Source organism: Paraburkholderia sp. MM6662-R1, from assembly GCF_050436245.1.
GTDB classification, from domain to species: domain Bacteria; phylum Pseudomonadota; class Gammaproteobacteria; order Burkholderiales; family Burkholderiaceae; genus Paraburkholderia; species Paraburkholderia tuberum.
Window position 1 is genome coordinate 1,900,590 of the sequence record NZ_JBNDLV010000004.1, and the last position, 11,797, is coordinate 1,912,386.

Here is an 11,797-nt window from a genome sequence, read left to right on the forward strand (position 1 = left end):
CGATTGAAACGACGGCTCGACGTCAACTCACCACGAGACTTTCACATGCAACTTGGTGTCTGCTACTACCCGGAACAATGGCCGCGCGCGATGTGGGCTGACGACGCGCAACGTATGGTCGAACTCGGCATCACGCATGTGCGGATCGCTGAATTCGCGTGGAGCCGTATGGAGCCGCGCGCCGGCGAATTTGACTGGCAATGGCTCGACGAAGCGGTCGAAACGCTCGCGAAAGCGGGCTTGAAACTCGTGCTCGGCACGCCGAGCGCGTCGCCGCCGAAGTGGCTCGTCGACGCGCATCCGGACGTGTTGCCGGTGCGCGCGGACGGCGCGCGCTGGCGTTTCGGCTCGCGGCGTCACTACGATATTTCGAGCGACACATACCGGCGCGAATGCGTGCGCATCGTCACCGCGATGGCGAAGCGCTATGGCCGGCATCGGTCGATCGTCGCATGGCAGACCGATAACGAACTCGGCTGCCACGACACGGTGCCGAGCTATTCGGCCGCGGCGTTGCAGCGCTTTCACGCGTGGCTGCAGCAGCGCTACGCAACGATCGGCGCGTTGAACGACGCGTGGGGCAACGTGTTCTGGAGCATGGAGTACCCGTCGTTCGACGCGATCGGGCTGCCGACGCTGACACCCACCGACGCCAATCCGATCCATCTGCTCGACTTTCGCCGCTTCATGTCCGACGAGGTGGCGAGCTTCCATCGCGAGCAGATCGAGGTGTTGCGCGAGCATGCGCCGAACGCGGATCTGCTGCACAACTTCATGGGCTTTTTCACGACCTTCGATCACTATCGCTTCGCCGCCGACAACGCGATCGACGTCGCCGCATGGGACAGCTATCCGGTTGCGCGCACTGAGTCGATCGCGTTGCCGGAGGAGCAGAAGGCGCGCTTCGCGCGTACCGGACATCCCGACGTGTCCGCGTTCGATCACGACCGCTACCGGGGCATTGGCGGCGGGCGCTTCTGGGTGATGGAGCAGCAGGCCGGTCCGGTGAACTGGGCGTCGTGCAATCCGATTCCGGCGCCGGGCATGGTGCGGCTATGGGCGTACGAGGCGTTCGCGCATGGCGCGGAGCTGGTGTCGTATTTCCGTTGGCGTCAGTGCCCGTATGCGCAGGAGCAGATGCATTCCGGGCTCAATCTGCCGAACGACGAACTGTCGCCGGGCGGTCTCGAGGTGCAACGGGCCGCGCGTGAGATCGCGGGCAGTACGGCGCTGGCGACGCTCGCCGCGCCCGCGCGCGCGGCCACCGCGCTGGTATTCGACTACGAGACGCAGTGGATGTTCGAAATCCAGCGTCACGGCAAGGGCTTCGACTACCAGACGCTCGCGTTCGACTACTACGAGTCGCTGCGCGAACTCGGGCTCGATGTCGATATCGTGTCGAGCCGGGCAGATCTTTCGCGCTACCAGCTAGTCGTGGTGCCGAGTCTCGCGGTGATCGACGCCGCGCTCGTCGAGCAGATCGCGCGTTCGAACGCGCAATGGGTGTTCGGCCCACGCAGCGGCTCGAAAACCGACGCGTTCGCGATTGCCGGCAATCTGCCGCCCGGCGCGTTGCAGCGCGCGCTGCCGATCCAGGTGCTCGAAGTCGAAACGCTGCGGCCGACGCTCGCGCCCGCGCTGTCGATCGACGGCACCGAGGGTCACGCGCTGCACTGGCGCGAGCATGTGCGCGCCAATGGCAAGACACGCATTGCCGCGCGCTTCGACGATGCCTGGCCCGCGCTGCTGACGCACGGCAACGTGCGCTATGTGGCCGGCTGGCTGTCGCATGAACTGCATCGCACGCTGTTGCGGCAGGCGGCGCGCGATGCGGGCCTCGATACGCAGGTACTCGCCGATGGACTGAGGCTGCGCCGCCGCGGCGGCTTGACCTTCGCATTCAATTTCGGCGCGCAACCGGTGCAGGCGCCAGCACCGCGCAATGCGACGTTCGTGCTCGGCGAGCCGCGCCTGAATACCGGCGACGTCTGCGCGTGGAAAGACGCGTGACGTGGTGTGGTTGTCACGTCACGGCAGGAAGTCAACCGAGTGGGTGCAGATCGGCAATGAGATCACCGGTGGCGTGCTGTGGCCGCTCGGCAAGTACGATCAGCTCGATAACCTCGCGGCGCTGCTGAAGGCCGGGCACGACGCGGTCAAATCCGTCGACGGGCGCATCAAGGTGATGCTGCATATCGACAGCGGCGGCATCGCGGGTGACACGCCGGCATCACTGTGCCGGCGATGCCTGCCCCTTGTGCTGGTTCACGCACTCCGACGTGATCGCCATGCTCGCCTGATCGGGCGTCATGTGTGGCGCGTCGGGGCTGTAGATCTTTTCGATGATCGCGTCGACGGCCGCGCGGTCGGACGGATCTTTGTAGTAGCGGGCGGCCTGCTCGAGCGCCTGAGCTTTGGTCTTTTTGTGTGCGTGCCACGACGCGACCTGGCCGGCGATATCGCCGAGCGCGAAACATTGATCGCTGACGGTCTGCGCGACGGCCTGAGCGGCCGGCTGCGCGATGCACAGCGCGACGAGCGCGGATACGACTACGCGTTTCATTACCGGAGTCCTGACATGAGACGGCGGCGGCGCGGCAGCGGCGGTGATCGCCGCGCCTGGCCGCGCGCGGAAAATTGTTGCGTAGTGTATCGGGAAGTAGGCCGGGGCGCTTTTCGCCGCCGTGGATCACAATGCCGCAGGCGAACGGGTGTGACGTCGATGCGTCACAGCGGCAGCGGCCGATCCTTTAGCCAGGTTTCAGGCGCGGCGATGGTTCTGATTGCCGTGCTGCTGTGTGTCGAGCAACTGCTCGCGTTCAGGTAAGCGAGAGATCCCAGGCGTTCAGCGAAACAAAAAGCCGCCCTGCGATTCGCAGGGCGGCTTCTGGGTCACCACTCGGTCGAACCGTTACCGGTCCGCTGGCGCGCACATCTCATTGCAGGCTCAATGGCCGAACGACTCCGTCTTCGACGCACCCGCTTCCGCCGCCTGCGGCCGTGCCGCCTGCTTGATCAGCAGCGCGACGCACGATAGCAGACCCGCCACCGCGATCGTCGCGAAGATGCCGCCGAACGAGAAGTGGCGGCGCGCCAACTCGGCTACGAGGAACGAACCCGCAATGCCGCCGAAGCGGCCGACGCCAAGCATCCACGCGACGCCCGTGCCGCGGCCCACGGTCGGGTAGAACGCGGCGGCGAGCGCCGGCATCGACGATTGCGCGGTGTTCATCAGCACGCCGGCAATGAACACGATCAGCACGAGCGCGCCGACGTTGCCGGCCGCCTGACCGATGAAGTACACGCTGACGGCGGTCAGTGCATAGCACACCGCAATGACGCGGTTCGCGTTGAAGCGGTCCATCAGCACGCCGGCCAGTACCGCGCCGACGCCGCCGAGCGGGAACAGCGCGGAGATCAGCGTCGCGCGTTGCGGCGTGAGGCCGGCGTCCTTCAGCAGGATCGGCATCCAGTTGATCGATGCGTAGAAGATCACGAGGCCCATGAAGTACGCGACCCACAGCATCACCGAACCGACGATGTACGAGCGCGACAGCACGACGCCGAGCCCCTTGCCGCCGGTTTGCGGCGCGGTTTCGGTCATCGTGAAACCGACGGCCTGCACCGCGTCGCCGGAAATGCGCGCGAGAGCGGCGCGAATCCGCTCGGCCGGCTTGTTATTCGCGACCATGTAGCGGACCGACTCCGGCATCTTCGCGAGCAACAGCAGCAACAGCAGCAGCGGCGTGACGCCGCCGAGGATCAGCACGCTGCGCCAGCCCAGATGCGGAATCATCCACGCGGCGAGGAAACCGCCGAACGCGGCGCCGAGCGGGAAGCCGCAGAACATCAGGTTGATCACGGTGGCGCGGCGGTTGTCCGGGCAGTACTCGCCCATCATCGTGACCGCGTTCGGCATCGCGGCGCCGAGGCCGACGCCGGTGACGAAGCGCAGCACGGTCAGTTGGTCGATGCCGGTCGAAAACGCCGACGCGAGGCAGGCGACGCCGAACAGCAGCACCGAACCGACCAGCATCGAGCGACGCCCGAGGCGGTCGGACAACGGACCCGAGCCGAGCGCGCCGCACGCGAGGCCGAACAGCGCGGCGCTCAGCACCGGCGCGAGCGCGGGCTTGCTGATACCCCATTCGGTGATCAGTGAAGGCGCGATGAAGCCGATCGCAGCAGTGTCAAAACCGTCCAGCAGGACGATGACGAAGCACATGAAAAAGATCAGCCACTGGAACGGCGAAAACGGATGCTCGTTGATGAAGGTTTGAACGTTCACAGCGGGGCTGCGGTTCATGATGGTCTCCTGGCAGCGAAAGGCCCGACACGACGAGCTATTCTTCTCTAAGACTGTACGCCGTCTGGCAACGGCGTACGATGCCTGCGGCGGGCCAACTGGCCGTTCATCGGCAATGAATCATCCCGGACGGATCGGTTTGACGGAATCGCGCCGGGCGAGGGAATTTGTTCGAATAAAGAACTGTGATTCTCTATGCGAACGCGCGCCACTGTAAGGAATGAATTCGATGCGGTCAACGGGGGAATACCCGAGCTTCGCAGTGGCCGACGTGCCCGCCGATGCGTGGGAGGCGGCGCGCTGCAATCGGGCCGCAGAAAGGACGAGGCGATAGCGAATGCGATGTCGCCCTGGTGACGCACGAGGGCGAATGGTCGCTCTACGAGCGGCGCAACTGTCGATAACGGCGCATCCGGCGTTGCGCCGTCATCCCTTCATGTCGAACGATCGGCGGCCAGGCATTCGCAGCGCGCTTTGATGGGCCTGGCGCGCCGTTCATATCAGGCGAGTTTTGCCGCGATCGCCTCGCCGACTTCGCTCGTGCTTGCCTTGCCGCCGAGGTCGCCGGTGTGCGGACCCTCGATCAGCGTCGCCTCGATCGCCTTCAGGATCGCGTCGTGCGCTTCGCGCTCCTTGCCGCTCGAATGACCGAGGAAGTCGAGCATCATCGCGGCCGACCAGATCATCGCGATCGGATTCGCGATGTGCTTGCCGGCGATATCGGGTGCCGAGCCGTGCACCGGCTCGAACAGCGACGGAAATTTGCGGTCCGGATTCACGTTGCCCGACGGCGCGAGGCCGATCGTGCCCGTGCACGCGGGGCCGAGATCGGACAGGATGTCGCCGAACAGATTGGTCGCGACGACCACGTCGAAACGGTCCGGGTTCAGGACGAAACGCGCGCACAGGATGTCGATGTGCTGCTTGTCCCACGTGACGTCCGGATACTGCGCGGCGATGCCGGCCGCGCATTTGTCCCACCACGGCATGCTGATCGCGATGCCGTTGCTCTTCGTTGCGACGGTGATTTTCTTGCGCGCGCGGCGCTGCGCGAGATCGAACGCGAACTTCACCACGCGCTCGCTGCCATGCCGCGTAAACACCGACTCCTGCAGCACGAACTCGCGCTCGGTGCCTTCGAACATCACGCCGCCCACCGACGAATACTCGCCCTCGGTGTTCTCGCGCACGATCCAGAAGTCGACGTCGCCGGCCTTGCGTCCCGTGAGCGGCGAGGGAACGCCCGCAAAGAGCCGTGCGGGCCGCAGATTCACATACTGGTCGAACTCGCGGCGAAACTTCAGCAGCGACCCCCACAGCGAGATGTGATCGGGCACGGTGTCGGGCCAGCCGACCGCGCCGAACAGGATCGCATCGGCCGATTGCAGTTGCGCTTTCCAGTCGTCCGGCATCATCTTGCCGTGCTTCGCTTAGTAGTCGCAGCTCGCCCATTCGATGTGCCGATATTCGAGCTCGATGCCGAAGCGTTGCGTCGCGACTTCGAGTACGCGCAGCGCTTCGGGCATTACCTCGACGCCGATGCCGTCGCCGGGGATGACGGCAATCCGGTATTTGTTCGACATGCTGGGCTTCTCCTTTGAAGAATTGGGTTGGGGATGTGGTGGCGGTTATTTTATTCGTGGTGCATTCGTTCATGCCGTGCCAGGCGCGGCGTGCCCCTCCTGCAAGGCTTAACCAGGAGTTTTTTGGGATGGTACCTTGATGCACAATCGGGCCTCCTTTATTGACTGTGAGGCACGATGACTTCACTCTCCCTGGGTACTTACCATGAGGTCCGTGAAAGGCGGCACGGACATCTCTTCTCGGTCAGCCTTTACAGATCGTTCAACCTTCACATCAGGTCTCGCTGGTTGTTTGACGTGGATCGGTGGTTCCATTTTGCATTGCCGGCGAGCACAGCCCGCGAAGCACACGATGACATTGTGCAGGGCATGGAGGAAGCGCGCGCGGCGTGGCTGCAACATAGCCCATCCGTGCTGCTGTCGCACCAGCCATACGAGTTACGCGATATGCTCGGCCGGAGTGACAACCGCTTTCATATGTACAGGATGAAAGACGATGAGGTTGCCAAAGCCCTCTACAACGAAGTGAAGGACGGTAGCCTGATCTTCGTCCCTGAGCGGGACGAGATGCGCAAGTGCGTGCAGGCGATACGGGAGCAGCGGGAAAAGGCGTCCCGGACAGCGTCCGCGCGCGCGCAACAACCGGCCGACGCGGACATGCTAAGTTCGCTCTATGGCAACAGCCCCCGGGTGCCGCAGAATGCCGGTACGCCGTCGTATTCTCCCCGTGTTGGTTCGTTAGGCGAAGCTCAGCCGTTCGAGTACAGCGAGGACATTCCCACGGGCGGTGAAATGCAAACGGCATGGCTTCCCTCAGAAGGAGGGTCACCTAACCAATGGGTCGAAAACACATCGGGCAAGAAACAATGGCGCTTATATGACGGAGACGGTAACGCGGCCGTCGATATTGATTTCGGTCACGATCACGGGTTTGGCGTTCCACACTCCCATAATTGGGAAAATGGCGTTAGAGATAAGGGAAATGCATTTTCGCTGCTACCTTGGTAAAGGATTTGTTTGATGGACAAACTCAAGGAATTTGGTTACTTCCACGACTGGTATATCAACGCTCTCGTGGTTCGGGATAAGCATAAACTTATTGTCATGTTGGAGGATGAAGGGAAGCGAGCAACGGCAACTTTTAGCGGAACCAGTCGCTGCACCGTTGAACATTTCAGCGTGTCCAATAACATCGTCTTTGAGATGAAGATCCTCACGCCGGGGGACACGAATTACGATCTCGCCCGCGCCATGCTCTCTAAAAGCGAGCGGTTTTCGAAGACGCCGGGGTCTCAAGTAGCGCTAGTCCTCGCAACGGCCGGCGCGGAGCTAGCTGTGGAATTTGAGACGCTCGACATCGACGCTGAGTAGGCGATTCGACTCGTGAATCTCCGACTACGGGAATCGGCGCCTTTCGGGAAGCAGTGGCCGTGATGCTAAATGACACTGTACCCAGTGTTAAGTTCGCTCTATGGCAACAGCCCGCGCGCGCCGCAGAACCTCGGCAATGCTCAGGCGTTCAACTATCAGCCAGATGCCGTGAGTGACGATGTGCAGGACATTGCGGCGCGCGGAGTGAGCGATTTTCACGAGACCGAATGCTTCGCGCAGTACGAACGGGACCTAGACCTGTGCAACGCACTGCTGGCCCAATGGGCGGTACACGTGGCATCGCGCTATGCAAAACGCAGGCATTCCAGAACTATCAACAGTGCAGAGGATATTGATGGCTACTCATCCGCCGTATTCCGTGGTTCTAACCTATACAGAGGACCGTCAACGGCTCACGGTGCAAACCGTTGACCCAACCAGGCTTGCCCCGTTGCTGGCCGGGAAAATCGAAATGCCGATCCTTCTCGATGAGTACGATTTCAAACTCGACGACGAATTTGCGCGGAGGCTTGGCGTCGCAATACTCAACGTGATTGCGCTCGGTCAGCCTGACATCAAGCAGTACATGTCAGTTACGCAAGAGCCGATCGACAAGCCTTCACAGACGTAGCCCGCCGCCCGCGCACTTATGCGCTGTGCGTGCAACGGGCATTCGGGAATTATCAAACCTACTGTTGCGCATCCGGCGCGCGCAGGGCCGCGAGCGCTTCAGGAAGTCGCGCGAGCGCTTCCGCTAGCGAACGTGCGCCGCCGAGTAGGAGAAAGCCGGCAAAGCTGTCGTCGTCATCCACCAGCAGCCCCTCGAACTGCCCAGTGCTGTCGCGATAGACGATCACGTCTGCCCGCCGCCCGCCCATCCTTGCGAGTACCGCCGCCACGACTGCTCCGGCTGCGTTGGTCTCGCTGCGGCAACCGGGCGTGTCCAGGTCGTGAATGACCGGCACGCCCGAGACGAAGCCGACCAGCGCGGAGCGCGCGCAACAACCGGCCGACGTGGACATGCTAAGGTCGCTCTATGACAACAGCCTGCGCGCGCCGGGAAACCGTAACCATCTCTACCGCCCCGCATTCAACTTGCGCCACAGCGTCGTCTTGCTGATGCCCAACGCGGCGCAAGCCGCATCGCGATCACCGTCGTGAACCGCGAGCACCGCGCGGATTTCATCAGCCTCGACATGACGGCTGCGCTCGCGCAGCGTCAGCGCCGCCGGCTTCGCGCGCGCGACGGGCTCGACGACTTCCGGCGCGATCGCGCGCAGCATGTCGCGCGTGACGAGCGCCGCACTCGCATCCGTGTCCGCATCGCCATCGGCGAGTTCAACCGCGATCCGCTCGATCACGTTCTGCAACTCGCGCACATTGCCCGGCCACGCATAGCGCCGCAACGCCGCGCCCAAACCCTCCAGCATGCGAGCGGCGGTCTGCGCGTCGGGCACGCGCGCCGCCAGCCTCGGCTCGCGCGCGGCCGCCTGGCGCAACAGTTCGGCGGCGAGCGGCAGCAGGTCGTTCGGCCGCTCGCGCAGCGGCGGTAGCGCGATGCTGAGGATGTTGAGCCGGTAGTACAGATCGGTACGGAAACTGCCCTCTGTGACGGCGTCGGTCAGCGCGCGATGCGTCGCCGCGACGATGCGGATATCGACGCGCATCGGCTCCGTCGATCCGAGCCGCACCACCTCGCGCTCCTGCAACACGCGCAACAGGCGGCTTTGCAACGGCAACGGCATCTCGCCGATCTCGTCGAGAAACAGCGTGCCGCGATGCGCGACCTCGATCAGCCCCGCCTTGCCGCCCTTGCGCGCGCCGGTGAACGCGCCTTCCTCGTAGCCGAACAGTTCGCTTTCGAGCAGCGCCTCCGGAAACGCGCCGCAATTGATCGCGACGAACGCGAAGTCGCGTCGCGCGCTCAGTTGATGCATGCTCTGCGCGACCATTTCCTTGCCGGTGCCGCTTTCGCCGAGAATCAGCACGGTCGCGTCCGACCTCGCATAACGCACGACGAGCGCGCGCACCCGTTCGATCGATTCCGACGCGCCGACGATATCGTCGAGCCGGTAGCGCGCGGTGAACTGCTGCACGCGTTGACGCGCGCGCAGCGTCCGATCGAGCCGTTCGACCGCGCGCGATTCCTGAAACGTCAGCACGGTGCCCGGCGCCGCGCCGCTGCTTGCGAGCGGCCCGCGATGCACGACATAGCTGGCGCCGCGCACCGTGCAGAAGCTGTCGCCCTCCGCGTCCGGCAGACTGCCCGCGAGGTCGGGCGCGAGTTCGAGCAGCGCGCGGCCGACGGCCTTTGCCGCATCGATACCGAGCACGCCCGCGAGCCGCTGGTTCATCAGTTCGACGCGGCCTTGCGCATCGAGCGCGACCACGCCGTCGCGCAGGTGCTGCAGCAGCGTGTCGAGCCGCTGGCGTCGCACGGTTTCGCGGCGCGTCGCCTGCGCGACTTCGAGCGCGGTGTCGAAACCGGCCCGCACCGACGCGCGCGAGTACAGAAACACCGCGCCCATGCCGGCGTTCGCGGCGAGGTCGGTGACCATGCCTGGGCCGACCACGACGTCGATGCCACGATCGCTAAGATCGAGCACGACGCTCTCCGCGTCCTGCGCCGACTGGTACGACGCGAACGTGACATCGAGCGCGTACGCGGCGGCGAACCGCCGCACTTCGTCGGGCGTGTCGCCGTGCGTGACGAGCGCGACGCGCGCGCCTTCCCGACGCGCGCGGGCGAGCGCATGCATGACGTCGTAGCCGGTCGGACTGATCCGCACGACCGGCACCGACACGCGCGTCTTCAGATACGCGCCGTTCGAGCCGCCCGCGAGCACGACGTCGGGCCGCGCGGCGCCCGCGGCCTCGATTTCGCGCACCGCGTCTTCGAAGGCGTGCGACACGATGCGAACATCCGCGCGTTCCACGTATTCGCCGGCGATGTCGAAGAACAGATCGCGCAGGCGGCTAATGCTGAGCGCCCAGACGCGCGGACGCTGCGGCGGTTCATAAAGAGGCGTGCTCAAGGCGGACGGCTCGCAACGGGATGGTTGGGGACCTCCATTATGCGAGCATTCATTGCCGATTTGAAATCCGGAGTTTCATTAATGAAATCGAGCGTCGGACGGGGTCGCGTCATTGCTTCGCCGGACTCCCGCCAAATCAGGCACTTAGCTGGTGGTGAACGGGCTGGCCCGTTCCTTGCGTACAAGGCAGCCCAGTCGAAGCAATGGCCAAATTCCAACCCTTTCTGGAGACAATCGATGAGCGAAGCAGACAACAGCACGCCGAACGCAGGCGCTTTCAAACCGAAAAAATCCGTCGCGCTGTCGGGCGTGACCGCGGGCAACACCGCGCTGTGCACGGTCGGCAAGACCGGCAACGATTTGCACTATCGCGGCTATGACATTCTCGACATCGCCGAAGCGTGCGAATTCGAGGAGATCGCTTATCTGCTGGTCCACGGCAAGCTGCCGACCCAGGCCGAACTGACCGCGTACAAGACGAAGCTGAAGTCGATGCGCGGCCTGCCCGCCAACGTAAAAGCCGCGCTCGAATGGATTCCGGCCGCCGCGCATCCGATGGACGTGATGCGCACCGGCGTGTCGGTGCTCGGCACCGTACTGCCCGAGAAAGACGATCACAATCTGCCCGGCGCGCGCGATATCGCCGACAAACTGATGGCCTCGCTCGGCTCGATGCTGCTGTACTGGTATCACTACTCGCACAACGGCAAGCGCATCGAGGTCGAAACCGACGACGATTCGATCGGCGGTCATTTCCTGCATCTGCTGCATGGCGTCGAGCCGTCGAAGGCGTGGGTGGATGCGATGCACGTGTCGCTGAACCTGTACGCGGAGCACGAGTTCAACGCGTCGACGTTCACCGGCCGCGTGATCGCGGGCACGGGCTCGGACATGTACTCGGCGGTCACCGGCGCGATCGGCGCGCTGCGCGGCCCGAAACACGGCGGCGCCAATGAAGCCGCGTTCGAAATCCAGTCGCGCTACCAGACGCCCGACGAAGCCGAAGCCGACATCCGCCGCCGCGTCGAGAACAAGGAAGTCGTGATCGGCTTTGGCCATCCGGTCTACACGATCTCGGACCCGCGCAACAAGATCATCAAGGAAGTCGCGAAGAAGCTGTCGAAGGAAGCGGGCAACACGAAGCTGTTCTCGATCGCCGAACGGCTCGAATCGGTGATGTGGGACGCGAAGAAGATGTTCCCGAACCTCGACTGGTTCAGCGCGGTGTCGTATCACATGATGGGCGTGCCGACCGCGATGTTCACGCCGCTGTTCGTGATCTCGCGTACGGCAGGATGGAGCGCGCACATCATCGAGCAGCGCGTCGACAACAAGATCATCCGCCCGAGCGCGAATTACACCGGACCGGACGATCTGCCGTTCGTGCCGCTGGCGAAGCGCGTTTGAGCTGAGGCCGCGAGCTAAACTACCCGCACTGTCCGGCCGGCGCGCGAGCGAAGCGCCGCCCGAGGCCGCCGGCATACCGTCCGGCGGCCGATAAC

The 11,797-nt window shown here is 64.0% G+C and carries 9 protein-coding genes and 2 pseudogenes; 6 read left to right on the forward strand and 5 right to left on the reverse strand.

The genetic code is table 11. The annotated features are described in order from the left end of the window. Positions 1-45 precede the first annotated feature (45 nt). Entirely contained in the window at positions 46-2,010 is a 1,965-nt protein-coding gene (locus OKW39_RS38640) for a beta-galactosidase (RefSeq protein WP_429565053.1), read from the forward strand. Positions 2,011-2,044: 34 nt separating this feature from the next. Then, positions 2,045-2,218 (forward strand): annotated as a pseudogene (locus OKW39_RS38645) (glycosyl hydrolase 53 family protein); the annotation flags it as partial. 12 nt (positions 2,219-2,230) lie between these two features. Here the strand turns inward: OKW39_RS38645 and OKW39_RS38650 are convergent. From OKW39_RS38650 to OKW39_RS38660, 3 genes and pseudogenes are all read right to left on the reverse strand, one after another. Next, positions 2,231-2,563, reverse strand: coding sequence for a hypothetical protein (locus OKW39_RS38650; protein WP_429334277.1), 333 nt, complete (start codon positions 2,561-2,563; stop codon positions 2,231-2,233). A gap of 384 nt (positions 2,564-2,947) precedes the next feature. Beyond that, positions 2,948-4,306, reverse strand: a complete 1,359-nt coding sequence (locus OKW39_RS38655) for an MFS transporter (RefSeq protein ID WP_090809219.1) — start codon at positions 4,304-4,306, stop codon at positions 2,948-2,950. Positions 4,307-4,806: 500 nt separating this feature from the next. Next, a pseudogene (locus OKW39_RS38660) lies at positions 4,807-5,889 on the reverse strand (tartrate dehydrogenase). A 177-nt stretch (positions 5,890-6,066) separates the two neighbouring features. Here OKW39_RS38660 and OKW39_RS38665 point away from each other — a divergent pair. From OKW39_RS38665 to OKW39_RS38675, 3 genes are all read left to right on the forward strand, one after another. Continuing rightward, positions 6,067-6,897 (forward strand): hypothetical protein, encoded by an 831-nt coding sequence (locus tag OKW39_RS38665; RefSeq protein WP_429565054.1) that lies wholly within the window; start codon positions 6,067-6,069, stop codon positions 6,895-6,897. Between the two features lie 12 nt (positions 6,898-6,909). Beyond that, positions 6,910-7,260 (forward strand): hypothetical protein, encoded by a 351-nt coding sequence (locus OKW39_RS38670; RefSeq protein ID WP_221307645.1) that lies wholly within the window; start codon positions 6,910-6,912, stop codon positions 7,258-7,260. A 355-nt stretch (positions 7,261-7,615) separates the two neighbouring features. Beyond that, complete coding sequence (locus tag OKW39_RS38675; protein ID WP_090809227.1) at positions 7,616-7,891, forward strand: hypothetical protein; 276 nt, start codon at positions 7,616-7,618, stop codon at positions 7,889-7,891. Between the two features lie 58 nt (positions 7,892-7,949). Here the strand turns inward: OKW39_RS38675 and OKW39_RS38680 are convergent, their stop codons facing one another. Both OKW39_RS38680 and prpR read right to left on the reverse strand, forming a co-directional pair. Beyond that, a complete protein-coding gene (locus OKW39_RS38680; RefSeq protein WP_429565055.1) occupies positions 7,950-8,282 on the reverse strand; it encodes a hypothetical protein in 333 nt (110 codons plus the stop codon). A gap of 54 nt (positions 8,283-8,336) precedes the next feature. Beyond that, positions 8,337-10,295: a propionate catabolism operon regulatory protein PrpR gene (gene prpR, locus OKW39_RS38685; protein WP_429565056.1), complete on the reverse strand. Its 1,959-nt coding sequence runs from the start codon at positions 10,293-10,295 to the stop codon at positions 8,337-8,339. A gap of 237 nt (positions 10,296-10,532) precedes the next feature. Here prpR and prpC point away from each other — a divergent pair, with 237 nt between their 5' ends. Beyond that, the gene (gene prpC, locus OKW39_RS38690) at positions 10,533-11,702 is read left to right on the forward strand and encodes a bifunctional 2-methylcitrate synthase/citrate synthase (RefSeq protein WP_090809234.1); all 1,170 of its coding nucleotides are present in this window, start codon (positions 10,533-10,535) and stop codon (positions 11,700-11,702) included. Positions 11,703-11,797 lie beyond the last annotated feature (95 nt).

Coding starts and splice junctions, on each gene's coding strand:
- OKW39_RS38640 (WP_429565053.1), top strand. CDS start 46: ATGCAACTTGGTGTCTGCTACTACCCGGAACAATGGCCGCGCGCGATG.
- OKW39_RS38650 (WP_429334277.1), bottom strand. CDS start 2,563: ATGAAACGCGTAGTCGTATCCGCGCTCGTCGCGCTGTGCATCGCGCAG.
- OKW39_RS38655 (WP_090809219.1), bottom strand. CDS start 4,306: ATGAACCGCAGCCCCGCTGTGAACGTTCAAACCTTCATCAACGAGCAT.
- OKW39_RS38665 (WP_429565054.1), top strand. CDS start 6,067: ATGACTTCACTCTCCCTGGGTACTTACCATGAGGTCCGTGAAAGGCGG.
- OKW39_RS38670 (WP_221307645.1), top strand. CDS start 6,910: ATGGACAAACTCAAGGAATTTGGTTACTTCCACGACTGGTATATCAAC.
- OKW39_RS38675 (WP_090809227.1), top strand. CDS start 7,616: ATGGCTACTCATCCGCCGTATTCCGTGGTTCTAACCTATACAGAGGAC.
- OKW39_RS38680 (WP_429565055.1), bottom strand. CDS start 8,282: ATGTCCACGTCGGCCGGTTGTTGCGCGCGCTCCGCGCTGGTCGGCTTC.
- prpC (WP_090809234.1), top strand. CDS start 10,533: ATGAGCGAAGCAGACAACAGCACGCCGAACGCAGGCGCTTTCAAACCG.